Raw genomic sequence first — 23,871 nt, forward strand, 5'->3', positions numbered from 1 at the left:
ATATGAATAGTATCTTAAAAACTATTAAATTACAAACAAAAAATAATTTTAGTAAAATTTTATTTATAGAAGGTGAAAATCCTTTATTCATCAAAGCTGCTAAAAAAATTTATAAAAAAACTAATTTAAAATTATTCTTTTTAAAAAAGAATAATAATATTTATGACATAAATAATAATTTAATTTGAGAAGCTAATTCTAATAACATTAAAGAATTAATTAATTATTATGTTCAAATTAAAAAAACTAAAACTTTACAAAAAAATCAAATTTTTGATTTAGACCATCAAAATATTTTAAAATTAGTTTTAACTTATTCAATACAAGCTCTTTTATTACTAAAGAATAATTTTTTTGATGCTGTAATAGGAGGTATTGATACACCAACTAATATAATTTTAAAGGCTTGTTTAGATGTATTAGATTTAACAGAAGAAAAAACATTAACTTCTGCTATGTTATTACATAAAAAAAATAAATTATTTAACTTTACAGATGTTGCTGTAATACCAGAACCTTCTGAAGAACAAATTATAAACATTGCAAAATTATCAACAAAATTTTTGCAAAATTTAAATATAAAAACCAAAACTGCATTTTTAAGTTTTTCTACTTTAAACAGTGCACAAACTAAGAATAATTTAAAAATTTTTAACGCTGCACAGGCTTTTGAAAAACAAAGCAATTCTTTTTCTATTGGAGAAATACAATTTGATGCAGCAATAAATAAAATAATTTGAGAAAAAAAGATTAGAAATATTTCTTTTCAAAAAATAAATAATTTTATTTTTCCTAATTTAGCAGCTGCAAATATTTGTTATAAATCTCTTACTCAATTAGCTAAATTTAACGCTTATGGTCCTTTCATTTTAGGAACAAATAAAGTTATTACAGATATTTCGAGAGGCGCTAATTTAAAAGATATAATAAATACAATTTTAATAACTAGTTATCAATTAAGGAGTGAAAATGAATAGTAAATTGCTAGTGGTAAATGCTGGAAGTAGTTCAATTAAAATGCAACTATTTGAAAAAAATAGTTTAAATGTTATTGCAAATGTTCTTACAGAAAGAATATTTTTAACCGATAGTAAAATAACAATTAAATATAATAATCAAGTTTATGAAAAAACTCTTATTTTAAGTAATCATCAAATAGCAGTAGAACAAACTTTAACTTTTTTATCTGAATTAAAAGTTATTGAAAATATTGATGAAATACTTTCTATTGGTTTTAGAGTCGTACATGGTGGTCCTTATTTTAATAAAAGTACAATTTTAAATAATCAAACTATTGAATTAATTAATCAATGTTCAATATATGCTCCTTTGCACAATCCTGGAGCAGTACAAGCCATTAATGCTTTTAAAGAAGTTATGCCAAATGCAACTTTAATAGCTTCTTTTGATACTTCATTTCACTCAAGTATTCCACTTTTAAATAGTATTTATCCTATTCCTTACAAATGAACACAAAAATATAATATTAAAAAATATGGTTTTCATGGAATAAGTCACAATTTTATTAAAAATAAAGTATCAGAAATTTTAAATATTAAAAAACCTAATATTATTAGTTTACATATTGGTAGTGGTGCAAGTATTTGTGCTATTAAAAATGGTTTATCAATTGATACTTCAATGGGTTTTACTCCTTTAGCTGGAATTATGATGGGTACTAGAACAGGCGATATTGACCCTTCAATTATTGAATTTATTTGCAAAAATGAAAAATTATCTGTTGAAGAAGTAACAAACATTTTAAATAAACAGTCAGGTTTATTAGGCGTTTCTGAATTTTCAAATGATACAAGAGACATTCAAAGAGCCATAGCGGAAGGCAATAAACAAGCTCAATTTTCTAATGATTTATACGTGCAAAAAATTGTTGATTATGTGGCTAATTATGCTAATAAGTTAGAAAATAAAATTGATGCTATAGTTTTTACAGCCGGAGTTGGTGAAAATCAATCTGAACTAAGAAAAGAAGTTTGTGAAAAATTATTTTTTAGAAAAATAAAAATTGATCAAAAAATTAATAACGATAAAGTTAAAGATTGAAGTTTAATAAGCGCTAATGATAGTGAAGTTAAAATTTTTGTAATTAGAACAAATGAAGAATTAATGATTGCTCAAGATATGATTAAATTATTATAAAATGTGAAAATTTGTAAAATCGGCTCCTGATAAAGAAAATTGATTAAATACAACTGAATTACAACTTTGTTTATGAGGAAAATCTAACGTAGGTAAAAGTTCGCTTTTAAATACTATTACAGGGCAAAACATTAGTTATGTATCTAAAGAACCTGGAAGAACTCAATTTATTAATTATTTTACTGACAATAATGATAAAATCATAGTAGATTTGCCAGGATATGGCTTTGCAAAATTAGCTAAAAATAAACAAGTTTTAATGCTACAAAATATTTTTAATTTTTTAAGTGATAAAAATACTAAAAAACATTTATTATGACTAATTGATTCTAAAACTGGTATTACTAACACTGATATAAAATATATTAATTTTTTGAGATCCATTAATTGACCCATTGATCTTATTTATACTAAAATAGATAAATTAAACCAAAAAGAAAAACATCAATTAATAGTAAAACACAATGAATTAATTAATAACAATTTTTTAAATTTTGTTAATAATGTTTTTTTTATTTCTTCTACAAAAAATATAAATACAAATGAATTAATTACTTACATTGATCATTTGTTATATAACTAAGGAATACAAATGAAAAGATTTAAATTAAAATTAGGACTTTTAATAAGCGGTATTACTGCTGGAATTATTACTATTACTGGATTAACTTTTTTAACAGTTCAAACAAATCAAAATGACAAATTAGATAATATTATGAAAAATTATCATTTTAAAATTAATTATGATACTAATAATATTTCTAAACTAGATTTGACAAAACATTTTGCTAGTGAATTTGTTTATTCTTCAAAAGAAGTTTTTCAAGAAAACCAAATTCAGGATCCTAATTATAAAAATAATAGTGCTTTTTGACATGAACAATTAGAAATAAATCCTGCTCAGGGCAATAAAAAAAGATCTAATGAAAAAATTTTTGTTTTAGAACAAAAGGATAAAAAACCAATTGATATATTATTTAATTCTTCATTCGATGGTAAATATAATATTTATTATCAATCTTTTGCTAATGATAAAGAGGGGAAATTATTTCTTAAAGTTTATTTAGAAAATAAAAATAATAATAATTTTTCATCTCAAAACGAAAGAATTAAATTAATGAAACAATTTATTTATGTAATTGATGGATTTAAAAAATACGAAAACAGTGAAATTGAAAATACAGATATTAATTATCGTCTTTGAGATTTTCAAGCTACAGAAAAATTAAATATAGACTATTCACAAAATTTAATACCTAACTTAAACATTTTATTTTTACAACTACCACAAAAAGATGAAAAAAATGAAATTGAAATTGAGAAAAATAATAAACAATTAAAATCATTAATTAAATATGATATAAAAAATTATCAAAATAAAAACCATTATCTAATAAATGAAAATAAAAGTATTTGATTTACTAAAGTGGATAATAATAATTTACTAATTAATTATTATTTAGAAAAAATTGTACCGGTTGCTTCAATAGAAAATTTATTTGCAGTTGAAAACTTAAAAATAATTACTCCGCAACAACAGTTAATTAAATTTAATTTTGAAGAACTAAAAGCTATGGCAGCCAAAGTTAAAATAAATATTTTGAATAATGCAGATTTATCTCAAAGTGTCCCAAATGAAGATAATTTAATTTACTATCAAAATGCTAATAGCAATGATATTCAAAAAAATACTGCAACTGGATTATATAAACCATTAGACCTTATTCTAAATTCTTCTCAAGAAGACCAAATTAATTATAGTGTTGAATATTATTTAAATGATCCTTTAACAGGCACCATCAAAACAGAAGAAAAAAATCGAAATACTCCTTTAGTTACTTATAATAATCAAACAGGTAGTGCAACTTTTGCTTTTAAAATAGAATTAAAAAATAAAAGTCCTTTAAACGGCATATTATCATTTATTGGAACTTACACGTTAGAAAAAACATTTAAAAATAGTAATAATTAAAATATCTTTTTAAAAATAACTTAATTAAAAAGTAAAATATATAAATGAATTACAAAAATAATAAAGTGAGGAAAAATGTTTACGATTAATAAAAAAAGTAAATTAGTAATTACAATTGGGCCAGCATCTGAAAATTATGAAGTAATGAAATCATTAATTTTAGCTGGTGCAACATGTGTAAGAGGTAATTTTAGTCATGGAACACATGAAGAACAAAAAGCTAAATTTGATATTGCTAAACAAATCTCAAAAGAATTAAACATTCCTATATCATTAATGTTGGATACTAAAGGACCAGAAATTAGAATTGGCAAAATGAAAGATGGTGGACAACAAATTCAAGCTAATACAATTTTAAAAGTTCACACCACTTCTGAAGCTTATTCAAAATTAGAAGGTACTCATAATGAAATTACTGTTTCTTATGATATGTCTCAAGATTTAAAAGTAGGTGATATTGTTCTTTTTGATGATGGAAAATTAACTTCACATGTAATTAGTGTTGAATCTGGTTTAGTAGAAGTAAAAACTTTTAACAATCATTATTTAAAAACAAACAAAAGAATTAATTTACCAGGCGTGGATTTTTCTTTACCATTTCTTAGTGAAAAAGATAAAAATGATATTTTATTCGGTATTAAAGAAAAAATAGATTATGTAGCTGCTTCTTTTGTAAATTCTGCACAAAACGTAAAAGAATTAAGAACTCTTCTTAATGAAAATAATGGAAAAAACATTGGTATTATTGCTAAAATTGAAAGTCAATTAGGTGTAAATAATATAGATGAAATAATTGAAGAAGTTGATGGTATAATGGTAGCTAGAGGCGATTTAGGTTTAGAAATACCTTATTATGAAGTACCAGTAGTTCAAAAGATGATGATTGAAAAATGTCGTAAGGCTGGTAAATATGTTATTGTAGCTACACAAATGTTGGATTCAATGGAAAATAATCCTCACCCAACTAGAGCTGAAGTAACAGATGTATATCACGCAACTGAATTAGGAGCCGATTCAACAATGCTCTCTGGAGAAAGCGCTTCAGGAAAATACCCAGAATTGGCTGTAAAAACAATGTCTACAATAAACAAAAGAGCTGAAGAAGAATTTTATCAAATTGATAATTATGAAAAAGAATTTAATAAAGCTTCTAAAAGTAATTGCAATTGCGAATTTACACAAAAACTCGCACACGATTTAGCACTTAAAATTAAAAATAATAATTATAAATATCTTGTATTAGTTACTCAATATCCAGAAATAATTAAAGAATTAACAAAATATAGACCAAATACAATTATTATTCCTGTTTTAGATAAAAATGAATTAACTACTAAATATGGAGTAGTTTATGGTGTATGACCTATTTTAAATAGTGAAGAATTATTTAGTAAAGTTAAAAATAATATTAACAATGTAAAGGAATTATTTAATACCTTTAAACTCGAATCAAATGATAAAATTTTAATTTACCAAGATAATCAAGAATTATTAGAATGATAATAATAAAAAGCGCCTTTTAAAAGCGCTTTTTATTATTAAATGAAATTTTGAGGTTATTAGTTTTGTTCTTTAGCTTTTTGAGCATTAACAAAATTATCTAAACGAGAAGATTTTCTAGCACCTTTATTTGGGTGGAAAGTACCTTTTTGTACAGCTTTAGCAATTAATGAATGAGCTCTTGCTACTAATTCACTTGCATTTTCATCTTTTGCTAAAATAGCTTCACGAGCAGCTCTAATTGCCTTACGTACACGAGTTTTCATCGCATTGTTACGCAATCTAAATTCTTCCATTTTTCTAATGCTTCTTACTTTAGATTTAATGTTAGCCATTATAACCTCCTTCTTTTTCTGTATATAATTTTTATAGAAAAATCATTTAATATTATACACAAAAAAATTAAAACAATTTCATTTGATTAGTTTCATCTAAATTTTTAAAAACACCAAGATCTTTTAATCTTTTTAAAAGAGTTGAATTAATTTTAGTTCTTTTCTTAAAATCCTCTATAGAAATAAAATTACTTTCTCTACGAGCTTGTACAATGGATTCAGCCGCAGCTTGACCTAATTGAGTAACAGCAATAAAAGGTGGTATTAAGCATTTGTTTTTATTATCAATTATTCAATCATTTGCTAATGATTTTTCTAATGAAATATTAACAATATTAAACCCTCTTGCATACATTTCTTGTATTATTTCGAAAACAGGTATTAATTGTTTTTGTGTACTGCTGATAATTTTTTGTGATTCTTGTTTTTTCAAATCTTTTAATTTTAAAAGTACTTTATTACCATATTTATCGTCTATCATACTTTCAAGTTCATAATTATCAGGTCTAATACTTAAATATGAAGCATAAAATTCTAAAGGATAATTCAATTTATAAAAAGCTATTCATCATGCCATTAAAACATAAGCAGCTGCATGTGCTTTAGGAAACATGTATTTTATTTTTTTCATACTATCTATTTGTCAAGTAGGAACATTATGTTTTTTTAAAAATTCTTCTTCTTCTAATGACAAACCTTTACCTTTTCTCACTTTTTCCATTATTTTAAAAGCATTAGTACGATCCACTCCAATTTTCATTAAATTAACTAAAATATCATCACGACAAGATATAACCTCACTTAATTTAAAGCCGTTTTTTACAACTAAATCTTCCGCATTATTAGTTCATACACTTTCGCCATGAGATAAACCAGAAAGTGAAATTAAATCAGCAAAAGTTTTAGGCTTAGAAGAAGCTAACATTCTTCTAACAAAAGATGTACCAAATTCTGGTATACCTAGTGCTCCAGTTTTTTCTCCGTTAATATTTTCTGATTTAATTCCCATAGCTTCAGGAGAACTAAATAATGAAATTATTTTCGAATCTTTTTTAGGTATTTGTGATGTTTTTATGTTAGTTGTTTTTTCTAAAAATTTAATCATTGTAGGATTATCATGCCCTAATATATCCAATTTTAATAAATTATCATGAATAGCTTTATAATCAAAATGAGTTGTTTTTCATTCTGCTCCAACATCATTAGCTGGATAATTAATTGGAGTAAAATCATATACGCTGTATTCTTTGGGAACAATAATAATACCACCAGGATGTTGTGAAGTATTACGTTTTAAATCTTTTATTTTATTTGCTAAATAATTAATTAAAACTTCACTAAATTCTTGTTTAGTTTCTTCTAAATAATTTTTAACATAACCATAAGCAGTTTTATCCGCAACCGTTTGCACTGTTCCAGCTTTAAAAGTATTGCTTTCGCCAAATAATTTTCTAATCTCGTTATGAATTAAAGGTTGTATTTCTCCTGAAAAATTTAAATCTATATCAGGTACTTTGTCCGCATCAAAACCTAAAAAAGTTTCAAAAGGAATATTTTGTCCATCTGTATCTAATAAGACATTGCAATTAGGACAATTTTTTGTATCTAAATCAAAACCTGACGTTATTTCAATATTTGAATTTAATTCAAAATATTTACATTTTTTACATAAATAATGAGGTGGCAGTGGATTAACTTCACTAACATTAGCTAAATAAGCAGTTAATGAAGAACCTACGGATCCTCTACTACCAACTATATAACCTCTGTCTAAAGAATTTTTTATTAATACATGACTTATTCAATAAATGACTGAAAATCCATGAGTAGTAATTGGTGTTAATTCTGCTTGTATTCGTTCTAAAATATGTTTTGGTAAAGGATTGCCATATTTTTCATATGCATTCTTATAAACTAATTCTTGTAGTTTTAATTCTGAATTATCGAAATTTGGTTTAAACAAATCCTTTTTAATTACTTCAATATCTTCACACATTTCTGAAATTAAATGAGTATTTTCAATAACTATTTCATTTATTAAATTTTTATCATCAAGAAAACTAAATTGATCTAACATTTCTTTAGTGGTTAAAAAATTTTGCGTGGGAATAATTAATTTATTTTCTTTTGCTTTAGCATAATCATATAAATAATGTCTGACGTTATTTATACCTTTGGAATAAACAATTATTTCATATGCCTGTTTATCGTGCAATGTATAATATTTGACATCTGCAGTTGCTATTACAATTTTATTTCTTTTTTTAGCTTTGAAAATAATATCTTTTAAACCTTTGTAAAGTTCTTCTTTAGTTAAATAATCATAAGCAATTCAATGATCAAAAACTTGTGGAGCGGGAATTTCTATATAATCATATATATCTAAAGTTTGTTCAAAAACTTCATCACTGCTAAAAAAATAATCTTCAATTAATCTACTTTTTAAAGTAGAAGAACCTAATAATAAATTTTTTGTTTTCTTAATTTCTTCTAAAAATATTCTAGGTGAACTTGAATATTCATTAGTTAATGTTTTGCTTAATAATTCAAATTGTTCTTTTAATCCAAAATTATTTTTTGCTATTGTGCTAATTTCATAAGTAAATTCTCTTTGAATCAACGAATCATTTTTATAATTAGCTAAATCTTGAAGAGTAATAATATTTTTCTTTTCTAAAAGCGTAATTAAATTTGTTCAAACTTCAGCTAAAACTTTAGCATCATAATCACCTCTATGCGCTTCTTCGTCATTGTAATCTATACCTACATGATTAGCTAAAGCTTTTAATGAGTGTTTTCTGGTATCTTCAAATAATATTCTTGAAACTTTCAATGTATCAATAATAGTAAATTTTGGAAAAGGTTTGTTGTATTCTAAAAATTTTTGTTTTAAAAAATTAAAATCAAATTTAGCATTATGAGCTACAACAATTTTATTATTTAAAATATCATAAATTTTTTCTAATGCTTGAATTACTGGTAAGCCATTTAGTAAATCCTCATTAGTTATGCCTGTTAATTTAGTTGTAAAATCACTTAGTAATTTATTAGTTTTAATAAAAAATTGTTGACTATTTTTTAATCTTAAATTTTCTATATCCATAGAACCAAATTCAATTATATTGCCATATCGTGGCATTAAAGAGGTCGTTTCTATATCAAAGGATACATAATTTAAATCTCTCAAATTTCTATTATCATTCTTGTCACCATTGACAATATTAAAATCATTAGTTAAAAAACTTAATGCTGTACCATAAATAGGTTTAATACCTATTTTTTTAGCTTGTTCGAAAAATTTAGGATAGGCTTGGCAACCATTTGCATCCATTAACCCTACTGCAACCATATTGTTATTTTTTGCAATCTCTAAAATTTCTTCTGGATTTAATAATCCATCCATAGTATTCATTTTACTACTTACATGTAATTCAATTCTTTTTTTACCAGCATAATCATCTATATTATTTAATTTAGCATTTTCTGCTATTTTAAAATCTGATAAATATAATATTTGAGAATATTTATCGTTTTGAAATTTAGAAATTAACTTACCTTTAAAATTAATTCAATTATTATCTTTTAAAATATTTTTTTCTTCTTGACTTAAAGGTTCTTTAGTAAATAATTGCAACTGTAATCCATCATTAAAATCGGTAACTCAAAAAATATATAAATGTTTATTATTTTCTGAATTGGGTAAAAATTTATAATCTTGTTGAAATATTAAAGCTTCAGATTCTATAAAATGATCATTATTATCCAATTGTTTAATTTCAGATAATTTCATATTTTTATACCTAGTATTATTTTTATATTGTAATGTATCAATTTTAACTTTATTATTAGTAAAAAAAGAAAAATCATTTTCATTTTTTTTAATATTTTTTGCTTCTTTATATTTAAGAATTTCTTTTTCACTATACAAAAAATTTGTTGTTTCTTTATATGAATTGTCTAAATTTATATATTTAAATTCATATGTTAATTTATCATAACCTCATCTTATAAGTTTATTGAACAATTCTTTAATTTTGTTTTTTTGATTTTCATTATCAATATTATTAGTTTTTATTGTTATTAGATATAAATTATCATTGTTAAAATGTATGAAATCATTAATGTTAGTAAACATTGCATATTTACTTTTCTTAATTGTACTTTGCAAAAAATTATAAATATATTCTTTTTGATATTGCTCATCTGAGAAACTAAAATTTAAAAATACATTATTCTCATACTTCTTAATAATTTGTTGTTTTAAAGATTGGATTTCTTCATAGTTTGTTAATTGATTTAACGCTATATCAATATATATTTTATTAGATTCTTCATCTAAATTTACTGAAGTTATTAATGCATTATTAAAAGAAGAAGGAAAAGAAATATTTAAAGTTTGAGATAACTCTTTAATATTATTTATTGAATTCATAATTTTAAGTTTACCAAAACTTTTTATAATATTTCAATTAAAGATAAAATAACTACTTAAAAAATAAAATGTACTTATATAAAAAACTATTCATTATGAATAGTTTTTTATAAATAATCATTAAATTCTTTTACTGCTTTTGCTCTAAGTTTATAATATGTAGTTCTGGAAAAATATTTTTTATATCAATAAGGATCTACATTTAATGATAAATACTGATTAAGTATTATAAATCTATCAGTTTCTGATATACAATTCAAAGCTCGTTTTGTATTATATGTGAAAAAATGTTCTAATTCTTTTTTTCTTGTAGTTTTTTGATCATAATATTTTACTTTTGCTCTCATTAATTCTAATTTACAAATTTTTTCAACTCTTTTATAAATCAGCATAATTCACCTCTTAATTTAGTAAGATTTAGCAAATACTACATATCTATTTGTTAATGTTTTACATTCTGGATAAATACATTTAACTTTTTTAAATGGTTTATTAATTTTTTTAGGAATACATCTGGTGGTAGCACCTGTTTCTTCTTTAATTTTTTCTTCTATTTTTCCAGAACAACAAAACGGAGCAATTACGAATTTTTTATTATTAATTGCTATTTTAAAATCCTGATAATTAGTTAATATAACTGTATTTTCATTTAATCTTTTTTTGGCATTTTCATATAAATTATTATGAATAGATTCTAAAATTATTTTTATTTCATGTTTTAATTTATCTATAGATATATTTTGTTTTTCCAGTGTATCTCTTCTTACAACAGTTACCGATTTATTTTCAATATCTTTGGGTCCTATTTCAATTCTAATTGGTATTCCTTGTATTTCAGAATTAGAAGCTTTAAATCCAGGATTTTTATCTGTATCATCTAAAAAAACACGGTATTGTTTACTTAGTTCTTTTTTAATATTTAAAGCAACCTTATGAATTTCAGGATTTTTATTTGAAAATAATTCAATAATTGATATTTGTATTGGAGCTACTTTAGGAGGTACTATAATACCTCTATTATCTCCATGAGTCATTATTATTGCTCCTAATAATCTTGTTGACACTCCTCATGAAGTTTGATACACATAATCTCTCTCATTATTTTCATTTTTAAAAGATATATTAAATTGTTTAGAAAAATTTTGAGCTAAGTAATGACTTGTACCAGCTTGTAAGGCTTTACCATCTTTCATCATGGCTTCCACAGTGTATGTAGAACAAGCACCGGCAAATTTTTCATAGGCTGTTTTTTTCCCTATTATTGTTGGAATAGCTAAGTAATTTTTTAAAAACTTAGCGTAAATAGATATCATCATTTTTGTAAACTGCCTTGCCTCCATAGGCTTAGAATGACAAGTATGTCCTTCTTGTCATAAAAATTCTCTTCCTCTTAGAAAAGGGTTAGTAGTTTTTTCTCATCTAACTACATTGACTCATTGATTATATATGATTGGTAAATCCTTATGAGATTCAATAGAATTTTTAAATAAATTAGCAAAAAGTACTTCTGAAGTAGGTCTTATAAATATTTTTTCTTCTAATTTTTTATCACCTACATAAGTAACTGTTGCCAATTCTGGATTAAAGCCTTTTACATGTTCCTTTTCAGTATTGAATAATTTTTCAGTTATAAATAACGGTAAATAAACGTTTTGAACATTTTTTTCTTTAAAAATTTTGTTTAAGTTTTTTTGTATTAATTCTCAAATACCAAATGAATTAGGTTTGTAAATAATTGTACCCTTAACAGGACCATAATCAATTAAATTGCCCTGTTTAACAACATCAGTATATCATTTTGCAAAATCTTCTTCAATAGGAGTTATATTTTTCAATAATTTCATATTCAAATTTATTATATAGAATTTATTTATTTAAACAAAAATACTTATTTTTAAGATTTTTCATTAGATTGAGAAAACACATATCTACCAGTTTCTGTAACTAATACATCATCTTCATTTCTTGCACCGCCTAAACCTTCAATATAAATACCAGGTTCTACAGTTATTATCATACCAGGCTCTAATATTACATCTGAAAATTTAGATACTCCTGGTTTTTCATGAACATCTATACCTAATCCATGTCCGGTTGAATGCACAAAATATTTTCCATAACCTTGTTCGATAATATAATCTCTGCAAATTTTATCTATTTCACTTGCATAAATACCAGGTTTCACGGCATCTCTTCCTAATTTTGCTGCTTCTTCAACTATTTTTTTAATTTTTAGTAATTCAGGATTGTTAACTTTTTTTTCTCCACCTAATATAATAGTTCTTGTAATATCAGCACTATATCCTTTATATAACGCACCAAAATCAATTTTTAATAATTCTCCTTCTATTAAAATATCATCAGTAGGGTGATGATGAGGTTCAGCGGAATTTTTTGATGTTGCCACAATCTCATCAAAACTTTCTTTATCAGCTCCATTTAATTTCATTAAATAATTAAGTCTAGCAGCTACTTCTTTTTCTGTCATTCCTGGTTTAACTCATTTTAATAATTCTTCATATGATTTTAATGAAATATCGATGGTTTTTTGCATTATTTCAATTTCTTCTTTTGATTTAATAATTCTTAAATCTTGTCCATAAATAAAAACAATTTCATTTGGGTTAATTATATTTTTTAAATATTCATATTCTTGATAAACTAAATAATCTTTTTCAAGAGCGATTTTTTTATATTTTTTATTCTCAAAAAAATCTTTTAATGTTAATGAATTTTCAAGTAAAACTACTTCAACATTTTTTGCATATTTTTTTGCATATTCTATATATCGTGAATCAACAAATAAATACGCTTTGTCTTTTTCTATAATAATGTATCCATCAGATGTTTGAACTTTAGAATATCATAATCTAGTTTGTGGAGAAGATGAAACTAACGCATCTATTTTTTCATTATCGAATATTTTATTTAACCTTTTTAAATTCATAAATACCTTTATTACATATAATCTAATTTTTTTAATATTTTATTATTATCAACTCAATTTTTAGCAACTTTTACCTTTAAATTAAGAGTTACTTTTTTGTTAAAAAGATTTTGCATTTTTTTTCTTGATAATATTCCAATTTGTTTAATCATTGTTCCGTTTTTACCAATAAGCATACCTTTTTGTGAATCTTTTTTTACATATATAAGTGCGTTAATTTCAATTAATTCATCATGTTCATTAAATTCTAAAACTTCAGTTGCTATAGAGTGCGGTAATTCATCATGTAAAAAATTAATTGCTGATTCTCTTATTACTTCCTTTGCTATAAATCTCATAGATTTATCTGTTATATAATCGTCTTCATAGTATGGTTGTCCTTCATAAGTAAAAGTTTTTAATAAATCTATTAAACTTTTTATAGAAGATAAATTACGTTGAGATAAAGAAGTAATATATTTAAAATTAAATTTTTCTAATTCTTTTAATTTTTTTTCTATTTCATTAGGATGCTTAGCAAGATCTAATTTAGTTATAACTGCTATTTTATTTTCAAATTTTAAGATTTTTTCTAATATTACTAAATCGCCTTTACCAATAGGCTCGTTTATTGGCGATAAAAACAAAACACAATCTATATCTTCCATCGAAGAAAAAGCTGCTTTATTTAATTGCTCGCCTAATAAGTTCAAAGGTTTATGTATACCTGGAGTATCAAGAAATACTAATTGTGTTTCATTTTCATTATAAATTCCTGTTATTGTATCTCTTGTTGTTTGAACAGTATTAGAGACAATTGACAAATAATAATTTAAAATTGAATTTAATAAAGAAGATTTACCAACGTTTGGTCTTCCTATAATTGTAAATAATCCGATTTTCATTATTTAATTTGTTCTGCTCTTATTGGCATAGGAACTAATTCTTTAACAGAAAATACAACTTTTTGATTTCCGCTTCTACTATATAAAGTTACAAGCGCATCATCTGGCATAAATTCTGTAATTACCTGTCTACATCCTGCACATGGCGAAGTAGGTTGATCTACAGAAGCCATAATATATAATTCTTTAAAGTTCCCAACAATTCCACCATATGCTACCGAACCAAATAAAGCAGATCTTTCTGCACATAATCCAGAAGGAAATGCAGCGTTTTCTACATTAACTCCATAAAATTCTTTGCCTTCATTATCAACAGCAATTGCTGCAACTTGAAATTTTGATCATGGACAATATGCTTTTGTTAACAATTCTTGCAATTTTATTATTTTATTCATGTTCCCTCGTTATTCCTAAAGGCGAAAAAATATCTTCCACTATTTTATTCATAATAATTCTTTCATTTTCTTCTTCATGATCATACCCCATTAGATGAACTAATCCATGTGTAAATAAATAACAATATTCCCTTTTAATTGAATGATTGAAATTCACAGCTTGTTCTTTTACCTTTTCATCGCTTATAATTAGTTCACCTAAGGGCAATACTGGAAGATTCTTATAAATTTGATTTTCTGAAAAACTAAAAGATAAAATATCGGTAGGATAATCTTTGCCTCTATATTTTTTATTTAATTTTTGTATTTCATGGTTATCAACAATTGTTACATCAACTGAAACAATTTGATTTAATTTAAAATAATTTTTCAAATTGTTCAAAATCAATTTGAATTCTTCATAAAATTCAAATTGACTATCATTTGTTTCTATATTTAATTCAACCATAATATTATTATATATTATCAAGTGTTAAAAATTAAATAATGCCTTGAATATAGATATTTTATCTAAAATTATTCATCCATCTATTTCTAAATTATTTAAAATTTTTCAATTATTAGGAAAATCATAAAATGTTATTTCAACATAATTATTAATCAACTGTATATTTTTTATTTTTACATTGTAAATTTGTGATTGTAATTTTAATCTAATAAAATCATTTACATTAACTTCATTAATTAACTCTTGCGAGCCTAATAATTTTTGATTTTTAAAATCATTAATTTGAAGTTTTATCATTTTTGTTTTTTCAATTTTATAAAAACAAATAAAAATAATTATTGCAATAGAAAAAATAAAAATTAAAACTAGAAAAAATATTAAATATTTATTTAATCTTGTTAATCTCTCCAAAATTTATCTCCTTATTTGTAAAAATAAAATTATTTGTATGACTTACTTCGATAAATAAAGCATCACACTGATAATCTTTTATCATTATTTTTAAATCTTTTTTAATATCATTATCTAAATTTTCAAACGCTTCATCTAAAATTATTAATTTATATTTTTTAGTAAATAATTTTAATAAACTTATAAATTGTCGTTGACCTGCAGAAAGATTACTTGCATTTTCTTTTAACATCATATTTAGATTTATTTTCATTTTATTTATTAATTTTGGTAATTCACCAAAATTTAAAATATTATTTAATTCCTCAAATTTATTCCTGTTGCCTGATGATAAATATTCACTTAATTTTATTTGAGGAATAATATTATTGTTATTTATAAAAATAAAATTAGAATTAAATTCATTTTTATCAATTTCTAAATAATTAATATTATTAATTTCCATGTAACCATTCCAATTTTCTAGATTATTTTTAATAATATTTAAAAATGTAGTTTTTCCACTTCCATTTTTACCCCGAATTTGCAAATGACTATCGATTACAAAATTTTCAATATCAATTATATTTTTTCCATCTTCATAAGCATAAACTAATTTTTTTATATTTATTTTCTGTATATTGGGAATTGAAATAAAACCTAATGAATCTTTAATTTCTAGATTTAAAACAAAATTCAAAGCAACAAAAGCTTCATTATATAAATTCTTTGATACAAATAAGTTATTTAAGGAATTAAAAGGATTAATTAAAAAATTAATAAGACTTAAAAACATAACTATATTTCCTAAAGATCCTTTATTATTCAAAAGAAATCAACTAGAAATAAAAATCACAATTAGACTTAAGTTGCTTAAAATTCACTCATTTAAAAAATTTTTTGAATTAGATATATTATTTATTTGATTTTCATTTTTCCAAAGTTTTATTTTATTTATAAACATTTTTGTTTTTAAAAAATGAGATAAATCTTGCTTATTAAAATTAGAACAATTTTCTAAAAAATTTTTTTGACACTGGTAATCAATAAATTTTTGTTTAATTAAATTTGTTGTTAATTTTTGTATTTTTTGTTGATACAAATAATTTAAAAAATATAAAAACAATAAAATGCTTATAACAATTGAGAATACAAAAAAATTAATGTACATTAGTACTAAAGAAGAAATAATTATAGACATTGAATCGAAAATAAAATTAAATAAAAATAAAGATTTAAAATTTGCAATAACTTCTATGTAATTAAAACGTCTTAAGTAATCTAAAATTTCTAATTTATAAAAATTATTTAATTTTAAATTTTCTAATTTATTAACTAGAGACGATGTAAGATTATAAGAAATTTCTATACTTAATTTATTTACTATTAAATTTTTTATTATTGAAGTTGTATGTCTGAAAAGATTTAAAAATAAAAATAATATAAAAATAGCTAATAAATTAATTTTGGAATTATTAGGTAAAATTATGTCAAAAATAATTTTGGTATAAAAACTCACCCCTATAATACAAAATAAATTAATCATAGCTAACAATAGCAATGCAAACGAATATTTTTTATTGTTAATCAAAGAACTAATTTGATTAGAAATGTTAGTATTTTTATCAGAATTTCAAAATTGAGAATAAAAACACAAAATTGTTTTTTGAAAAATTTCATTCAATTCTAAATAATTATAAACATGTATTGATATATCTTCGGGATCATAAATAAAAAAATTATTTTTTTTAATTTTAATTAAAATTACAAAATGATTCATGCCATTCTTATTTATTAAAAGCACTATTGGAAATTCTTTTTTACTTAAATCATTTAAAGAATCTAATTCACAATTATATGCATCGATATTTAAACTATAATTTTTTGCTAATCTTTTTAATGAATAAATATTTATACCATCATTACCATAAGAAGCTTCTAATTTTAAAAGATCTAAATCAACTTCTCTTTTGTAAAAATGTTTAACAAAATATTTAATAATATATAAACCGCAATCTTTTCTATCAAATTGTTTTACATTTTTCATCATCTCTATTATTAAAATAAATGTAAAATTTTGTTAGAAAAAGAAAAAAAATAAACTTTTTAGTATAAAGTTTGATAAAAGGAGAATTTATGAATAAAAAAGTTGTGGCTCTTGCAAGTGATCATGCTGGTGCGGAACTAAAAAATCAATTAGCTAATTATTTAAATGAAAAAGGTTATGAAACTGTTGATTTAGGTCCCGCCGATGCTTCGCAATCAATTTCTTATGCTGCTCAAGGACACCAACTAGCCAATTATCTCAACGAACATAAAGAAGTCGTATTTGGACTTGGTTTTTGTGGCACAGGATTAGGTATTTCATATGCTTTAAATAGACACGAACATATTAGAGCAGCTAGAATTACTAGTGTTGAAGATGCTAAATTATCTAAATTACATAATGATGCAAATGTATTAGTAATGGGTGGACGTATTACTGAATTTGAAGAAGCTAAAAAAATGCTAGATGCATATTTAGACACTCAATATGAAGGCGGAAGACATCAATCTAGAATTGACGAAATAGATAGATTTTAATATGTTTAACAAAAGTAAAAATAATAAAGATAAAAAATTTAAAAAGGACTATAAAAATAATTTAAAACAAAAAAGTTTTTACAAGAATATTAGCTTAAATAAAGAAAATAATTTTAGTATTTTAGGTAAAATTATTCGTTTTTTCTTAATTATAATTTTAAAAATAACAACTCCTAAAAATAGTTGAAAAAACAAAAATAAAACAAAAGAATTAATTGATAGAGCTTATAAAAAATATGTTAGCGAAGATTTAGTTTTTATTCCTTTGTCATTAGCTTTTTATTTTCTCATTTCTTTTGTGCCTATTATTACTATCTTGATAGTACTGTTATCTTTAATTCCTAATTATGATAGTTATTTTATTAATATTATTCTCAGTAGAATTATCCCTGGAATCAATGATGTAATTAATTTAAGTAATAGTTTTAAAAATACCACTTTACAAACCATTTCAATTATTTTATTACTGTTAACATCTTTATGAATTGCATCGGGAGGATTTGCCAAATGAGTTTATAGTCAAAATTATATTTATAAACATGAACAATTAGGTAATTTAATCACTAATCGCTTTAAAGGTTTTATTATTGTTATAGGTATTAGTTTATATTTATTTATTAGTATTTGTTTATATATTTGATTTTTTAAATTATTTAATTTAAAGGAAAATACTACTCAATTTGATACTGTTTTTTACTGTAGTTTTACTATATATTTATTTTTAATTTTATATTGTGGTATCACATTATTATATAAATTAACACCTAATTTTAAAAATCCTTTAAACATGATTTTTCCTGGTGCTTTAACAGCATCAATTCCTATTGCAATATTTATAATTATTTTTGGTTATTTATCTTCTTGGATTAATTATTCAAAATATGGAATTATTAGTACATTTATGTATATTGGATTATTTGTTTCTTTTTTAAGTTATTGTTTATTATTAGGAACTATTGTAAATGAAGCATATTATAAAACTTATCATTCAAGTTTTACTATTAAAAAAAATTATTGATTTACTTGAAATAAAAAGTATTAAAAAACTGTAATTTTCTTACAGTTTTTTAATATAAAATTTCTTTATAAGCTTTATATTTTAAATGGTATTTGTATATAAATTTATAAAATAATAAGGCTAAATTAATTGCTAAAATAGGTTCACCAATAATATTTAATAAATGTGTCAAAATTCATTCATTAATTGGTAATAGGCCTTTTATAGGGCTTATTTGATGGTGTAAATGTTGAGCACTTAAAACTAATATCAAATTTAAATTGCTTGCTAAAAAAGCTAATAATATAAAACCCCATATATTAATATATTTATCTAATTTTATTAATTTATAAAATAAGTAAATAATCATACTCATTAAAAACCTAGGCAATACAGAAATATCGATATATTGATATCTGATACTACCATACATATATGCAGCAATTAAAGAACTTAATCCAAAAGACAAACCACCTACTAAAAAACCTTTAAAACCTAAATGCACACCAGCAAGTACTACAAAAAAAGGTAAATAAGTTAAATTAATGCGTCCTAATATTGGAATATATCCTATATATACAACAAAACCAGAAATAATAAAAAAAGAAAAATAGACAGTTAAAAATACAATATCAATTGTTTTAATTTTATGTGTTTTTATTTTCATTTAATATGTAATTAAAGTTTGAACTTCTACATTATATTTTTGAAGTTTTTTTCTAGCTTCTAAATTTAATAACTCAATTAAAGTAACTATTTTAGTTGCTTTGGCGTTAGCTTGATGAATTAATTTTATAATGGCTTCAATTGTGCCCCCTGTTGCCAATACATCATCTATAATTGCAACAGTTTTATTTTGTATATCAATTTTTTGACTTAATTCTAATTGATTTTTTCCATATTCTAATATGTATTCTTGTTTTAAAGTAGGCTCAGGCATTTTTTTACTTTTTCTTATCATTACAAAAGGTTTGCTTAACATTGCTGCTATGGCAGCACCAAAAATAAAACCTCTTGATTCTGGAGCTACTATTACATCACAGTTAATTATTTCTTTGGCCATTGTTCAAATTGCATAATTAAAAGCTTGACCATTTGCTAATAATAATGAAATATCCTTAAAAATAATATTTTCTTTAGGAAAATCAGGTACATCAATAATAAATTTTTTTAAATTCATTTTATTTAACTTCTACATCTTCGTAAAATTCAAAAATATCATCAATCATAATATCGTTGTATTTTCTCAAATGCGTTCCAAAATCTTTACCATTACCTACTTCTTTAACTTCATTTTTTTCTCTTTGTAAAGTTTCGATAAATCCTTCGTGTATTAATTTTTTATTTCTATAAACTTTTACTTTGCAACCTAATTTAACTATTCCATCATTCATTATGCTACCAGCAATAATCCCCACTTTTGAAAATTTAAAAATTTTATCAACCCTAGCTGATCCAATAAGTTTTTCTTCATAAATAATTGTTTTTTTAGAATCTAATAATTTCTGAATTTCTTCCATTGCTTGATAAACAACACTATGCGACATCATTATTACATCTTGTTGTTTTGCTAATTGTTTAATAATTGAAGAAGGCTTGTTATTAAAGGTTAAAATAATAGCATTTGCCGCTTGTGCTAATAACAAATCTTTATTTGAAACTTGACCAGCCGAAGAACTAACAATATGCACCTTAACTTCTTCATTTTGTAAGTGTTTTAATGAATTTTCTAAAGCTTCTGCAGTTCCTTGTACATCTGATCTAATAATAATGTTAATAATTTTTTTGCCTTCTTCAATATTTTTCATTGCTTTATTAGATAAAATGCTGTTACGGTCCATTTGAGCTTTTTCATTTGCTAATTTTTTAGCCAATTTTTCATCAAAAACTCCAATAAATCTCTCACCAGCTTGTGGAGGATAATTCAAACCACTAATAATTACTGGAGTACCAGGAAGTCCTTTATTTATTTGTTGCATATTGGAAGGATCAATCATCATCTTAACTCTTCCATATGAAGCTCCTGCAATAATAAAATCACCTTTTTCTATAGTTCCATTTTCTACAATTAAAGTAGCTAAAGTACCAATTCCTCTGTCAATTTTACTTTCTATTATTGTGCCAAAAGGATATCTATTAGCATTTGCTTTTAAATCAAAAATATCGGTATGTAATAATATTTGTCCTAATAAATCATTAATTCCATCTCCTGTTAAAGCAGAACCATAAACAACAGGAACATCTCCACCGAATTCTTCTAATACAACATCATTTTCTAATAATTCTCTTTTAATTCTGTCAATATTTTTTGAAGGTTTATCCATTTTATTGACAAATACAATCATAGGAACGCTTGCGCTATGAGCGTGATTTATAGCTTCTTTTGTTTGTGGCATAACACCATCATCACAAGCAACAACAAGCACAATAATATCAGTTATTTTTGCACCTCTAGAGCGCATTTCTTTAAATGCCTCATGTCCGGGAGTGTCAATGAAAGTAATTTTTTCACCTTTATGTGTAGCTTGATAAGCGCCTGTATGTTGAGTAATACCAGAACTTTCAGTTTGTGTTACCTTGGTTTTTCTAATGTAATCAATTAAAGTAGTTTTACCGTGATCAACATGACCCATCACGGTTACTACAGGAGTTCTTTTTGTTAATTCTTCGGGTTTATCATCAAAAATAATGTTATTTAAAAAATTCCCCGCGTCAACATTTTCCTCTTTACGAAAATCTAACCCATAATCTAAACAAATTTCAGCAATTTGTTCTTCTTCTAAAATATGATTTATAGTAAATAATTGGCCTTTTAAAAAGAATTTTTTTAGAATATCATTAGTATTAACATTGATTTTTTTAGCTAAATCACTAACGCTCATTTTATTGGTAAAAATAAAAATTCCATCTTTAATTTCAGTTTTAATATTTAATAAACTATTTTTAATTTCTTGATCATTAGTTTTTCTTTTTAATTTACTCATTCTATTTGCTCCAATTCTTTATTAATTTTTTCGTATGTATCTCTAGTTACATTAGTTCTAAAAATTCTATTTAATCCTTTAAATTTGAGTATTTTTTCTCAATTCTCTTTAGTAGGATAAAAATATGCGCCACGTCCTTTAAGATTATTATTAAGATCTAACTGTATTTGATTCGTTGTTTTTTTATAATCAATTCTTATTAATAAATTGACAGGATAAATTTGATTTGTTATAAAACATTTTCTTTTTGTTAAGGTTTTTCTATCAGTCTTCATTTTCTAAATCAGATAAATCAATATCTGTATCCAATCCAAAATTAGTTAAATCAGTATCTATTTTAAATTCTTCAATTACTTTTTTTGCTTTTTTAAAGTTTTTTAAATCTTCTTTTATTTCTTCTGCAATTATTTCTTTTTGAACCTCTTCATCGTTATTATCTTGAATTGACATTTCTGCAGAATGTTGTTCAAACAACTCTTCAAAATTTAAATCATAATATTTATTATCATGTTCTTCTTCTAATTCAAATGCTGCAACATCTTTATCAAATGTGTCCATTGTTAAATTAAAATTATTAATATATTTATTATTTTTAAGTTTATTATTAACATTTTTCTTATTTATCTTATTTTTTGGAGAATTAAATGTTTCAAGAGTGGATTTATTATATATTAAATTTAATTCCTCAGCTTTTTCTATTGTTATAATATCTAAAAAAGTATTAGTAATTGCTGAAGCTAAAGAAGCATTAACACCTTTTTTACCTATAGCGTTAGTTAAATGTTCATTTTTAACAATTACATAATAATTTTTATTATTTTCGTCATTATTTTTTTTAACAACATCAACTATTTGTGCAGGAGATAACGCATTAATAATAAAAGTTTTTATATCATCGCTGTATTCTATAATATCAATTCTTTCATCTTCTAATTTACTTCTTAAAGAATTAATTCTTTGACTCTGAATTCCAATAATAGCTCCATGAAGATCAAAGTCTAAATTAGTATTAGTTGATTTTTTTAAAGCTATTTTTGTTCTTTCACCCGGTTGTCTTTGAATTTTATAAATTTCTATCAAACCTTCATTAATTTCAGGAATACTTTCATTCAAAACTTTTTTTACAATTATTGGAGAATCTAAGGATACAATTATTTGATTTAATTTAGCATCCTCTTCCACTTTTTCTACAATAACTTCAATTTTTTCTCCTCTTTTAATATTTTTCTTTTCACTCATTATTGATTTAGGTAAAAAACCAGTTACATTTAAACCTTGTTGATCCTTAATTACAACATTTCAATGACCTTTATCTGTTTTAGTAACAAATTCAGCTATTACCTTAGTTCCAACTAACATTGAATATTTTTCAAAAACAGTTCTTTTCTCTAATAATTTAATACCTTGAATTATTGAAAGAAAAATAATTTTCAAAATTTGTTTAATATTAGTATCTTTTGAATTTGTTAATCAACTAAAATCAATTGGAGCTTTAATTAAATCATTAACTTGAATATTAGGATTATAAATTTTCGCTTCATTTAAAGGAATATTATAAATTCTTGTTTCAGGATTTTCATTTAAATCTTTTAAAGTATCTTCATCATCCTCAACTACTGTAACATTCAAATTATAAAGTTTTGCAACTTTATTTTTTTTGTCTAATTCAAAAACCATATCTGCATCTTGATCTAATTTTTTGCGTATTATTTTAGTTGTTTCAGCATTAAATACTTCTACTATTTTATCTAAAGGCAAATTATGATTTAAACTATACTCTGTAATAACTTTATAAAATTGTTTTTCTTGTGCTAAATGTTTGCTATCTGTTTTTAATGCCATAAATA

The 23,871-nt window shown here is 23.3% G+C and carries 22 protein-coding genes; 7 read left to right on the forward strand and 15 right to left on the reverse strand.

The window, feature by feature from the left end:
* The first annotated feature begins 2 nt into the window (after positions 1–2).
* From VBM87_RS00200 to pyk, 5 genes are all read left to right on the forward strand, one after another.
* The gene (locus VBM87_RS00200; protein WP_323176861.1) at positions 3–977 is read left to right on the forward strand and encodes a phosphate acyltransferase; all 975 of its coding nucleotides are present in this window, start codon (positions 3–5) and stop codon (positions 975–977) included.
* Entirely contained in the window at positions 970–2,157 is a 1,188-nt protein-coding gene (locus tag VBM87_RS00205) for an acetate/propionate family kinase (RefSeq protein WP_323176862.1), read from the forward strand. Before VBM87_RS00200 ends, VBM87_RS00205 begins: the two co-directional genes overlap by 8 nt.
* Before the next feature lies 1 nt (position 2,158).
* A complete protein-coding gene (gene yihA, locus VBM87_RS00210; protein WP_323176863.1) occupies positions 2,159–2,740 on the forward strand; it encodes a ribosome biogenesis GTP-binding protein YihA/YsxC in 582 nt (193 codons plus the stop codon).
* 9 nt (positions 2,741–2,749) lie between these two features.
* Complete coding sequence (locus VBM87_RS00215) at positions 2,750–4,129, forward strand: MAG1430 family protein (RefSeq protein WP_323176864.1); 1,380 nt, start codon at positions 2,750–2,752, stop codon at positions 4,127–4,129.
* A 75-nt stretch (positions 4,130–4,204) separates the two neighbouring features.
* Complete coding sequence (gene pyk, locus VBM87_RS00220) at positions 4,205–5,632, forward strand: pyruvate kinase (RefSeq protein WP_323176865.1); 1,428 nt, start codon at positions 4,205–4,207, stop codon at positions 5,630–5,632.
* Positions 5,633–5,688: 56 nt separating this feature from the next.
* On the opposite strand, the gene rpsT is transcribed toward pyk, so the two are convergent.
* The 10 genes from rpsT to VBM87_RS00270 form a co-directional block, all read right to left on the reverse strand.
* The gene (gene rpsT, locus VBM87_RS00225; protein ID WP_323176866.1) at positions 5,689–5,964 is read right to left on the reverse strand and encodes a 30S ribosomal protein S20; all 276 of its coding nucleotides are present in this window, start codon (positions 5,962–5,964) and stop codon (positions 5,689–5,691) included.
* 67 nt (positions 5,965–6,031) lie between these two features.
* Positions 6,032–10,396: a PolC-type DNA polymerase III gene (locus tag VBM87_RS00230; RefSeq protein WP_323176867.1), complete on the reverse strand. Its 4,365-nt coding sequence runs from the start codon at positions 10,394–10,396 to the stop codon at positions 6,032–6,034.
* 107 nt (positions 10,397–10,503) lie between these two features.
* Positions 10,504–10,788 (reverse strand): MG284/MPN403 family protein, encoded by a 285-nt coding sequence (locus VBM87_RS00235; protein ID WP_257075884.1) that lies wholly within the window; start codon positions 10,786–10,788, stop codon positions 10,504–10,506.
* Between the two features lie 15 nt (positions 10,789–10,803).
* Positions 10,804–12,240 (reverse strand): proline--tRNA ligase, encoded by a 1,437-nt coding sequence (proS, locus tag VBM87_RS00240; protein WP_323176868.1) that lies wholly within the window; start codon positions 12,238–12,240, stop codon positions 10,804–10,806.
* Between the two features lie 50 nt (positions 12,241–12,290).
* The gene (locus VBM87_RS00245; RefSeq protein ID WP_323176869.1) at positions 12,291–13,343 is read right to left on the reverse strand and encodes an aminopeptidase P family protein; all 1,053 of its coding nucleotides are present in this window, start codon (positions 13,341–13,343) and stop codon (positions 12,291–12,293) included.
* Positions 13,344–13,354: 11 nt separating this feature from the next.
* On the reverse strand, positions 13,355–14,227 hold the full coding sequence (era, locus tag VBM87_RS00250) for a GTPase Era (RefSeq protein ID WP_323176870.1): 873 nt from the start codon (positions 14,225–14,227) through the stop codon (positions 13,355–13,357).
* On the reverse strand, positions 14,227–14,622 hold the full coding sequence (gene cdd, locus VBM87_RS00255; RefSeq protein WP_323176871.1) for a cytidine deaminase: 396 nt from the start codon (positions 14,620–14,622) through the stop codon (positions 14,227–14,229). The genes era and cdd overlap by 1 nt, the downstream gene beginning before the upstream one ends.
* A complete protein-coding gene (ybeY, locus tag VBM87_RS00260) occupies positions 14,615–15,070 on the reverse strand; it encodes an rRNA maturation RNase YbeY (protein WP_257075891.1) in 456 nt (151 codons plus the stop codon). The genes cdd and ybeY overlap by 8 nt, the downstream gene beginning before the upstream one ends.
* Before the next feature lie 24 nt (positions 15,071–15,094).
* On the reverse strand, positions 15,095–15,481 hold the full coding sequence (locus VBM87_RS00265; RefSeq protein ID WP_323176872.1) for an MAG1140 family protein: 387 nt from the start codon (positions 15,479–15,481) through the stop codon (positions 15,095–15,097).
* Positions 15,456–17,507 (reverse strand): Mbov_0121 family peptidase domain-containing ABC transporter, encoded by a 2,052-nt coding sequence (locus tag VBM87_RS00270; RefSeq protein ID WP_323176873.1) that lies wholly within the window; start codon positions 17,505–17,507, stop codon positions 15,456–15,458. Before VBM87_RS00270 ends, VBM87_RS00265 begins: the two co-directional genes overlap by 26 nt.
* A gap of 89 nt (positions 17,508–17,596) precedes the next feature.
* On the opposite strand from VBM87_RS00270, the gene VBM87_RS00275 reads away from it, so the two are divergent.
* Both VBM87_RS00275 and VBM87_RS00280 read left to right on the forward strand, forming a co-directional pair.
* Entirely contained in the window at positions 17,597–18,043 is a 447-nt protein-coding gene (locus VBM87_RS00275; RefSeq protein ID WP_257075894.1) for an RpiB/LacA/LacB family sugar-phosphate isomerase, read from the forward strand.
* A 1-nt stretch (position 18,044) separates the two neighbouring features.
* Positions 18,045–19,085, forward strand: coding sequence for a YihY/virulence factor BrkB family protein (locus tag VBM87_RS00280; RefSeq protein WP_323176874.1), 1,041 nt, complete (start codon positions 18,045–18,047; stop codon positions 19,083–19,085).
* Between the two features lie 25 nt (positions 19,086–19,110).
* On the opposite strand, the gene VBM87_RS00285 is transcribed toward VBM87_RS00280, so the two are convergent.
* Genes VBM87_RS00285 through VBM87_RS00305 form a run of 5 tightly spaced genes read right to left on the reverse strand, consistent with a single transcriptional unit; the run spans position 19,111 to position 23,866 of the window.
* On the reverse strand, positions 19,111–19,707 hold the full coding sequence (locus VBM87_RS00285) for a hypothetical protein (RefSeq protein WP_257075896.1): 597 nt from the start codon (positions 19,705–19,707) through the stop codon (positions 19,111–19,113).
* A complete protein-coding gene (locus tag VBM87_RS00290) occupies positions 19,708–20,220 on the reverse strand; it encodes an adenine phosphoribosyltransferase (RefSeq protein WP_323176875.1) in 513 nt (170 codons plus the stop codon). It abuts the gene before it with no gap.
* A gap of 1 nt (position 20,221) precedes the next feature.
* Complete coding sequence (infB, locus tag VBM87_RS00295) at positions 20,222–22,024, reverse strand: translation initiation factor IF-2 (protein WP_323176876.1); 1,803 nt, start codon at positions 22,022–22,024, stop codon at positions 20,222–20,224.
* Positions 22,012–22,299, reverse strand: coding sequence for a YlxR family protein (locus VBM87_RS00300; protein WP_257075899.1), 288 nt, complete (start codon positions 22,297–22,299; stop codon positions 22,012–22,014). Before VBM87_RS00300 ends, infB begins: the two co-directional genes overlap by 13 nt.
* Entirely contained in the window at positions 22,286–23,866 is a 1,581-nt protein-coding gene (locus VBM87_RS00305; protein WP_323176877.1) for a NusA N-terminal domain-containing protein, read from the reverse strand. The genes VBM87_RS00300 and VBM87_RS00305 overlap by 14 nt, the downstream gene beginning before the upstream one ends.
* Positions 23,867–23,871: the final 5 nt, after the last annotated feature.

It is taken from the genome of Mycoplasma sp. 744, assembly GCF_034863305.1.
GTDB lineage: Bacteria > Bacillota_I > Bacilli_A > Mycoplasmatales > Metamycoplasmataceae > Mycoplasmopsis.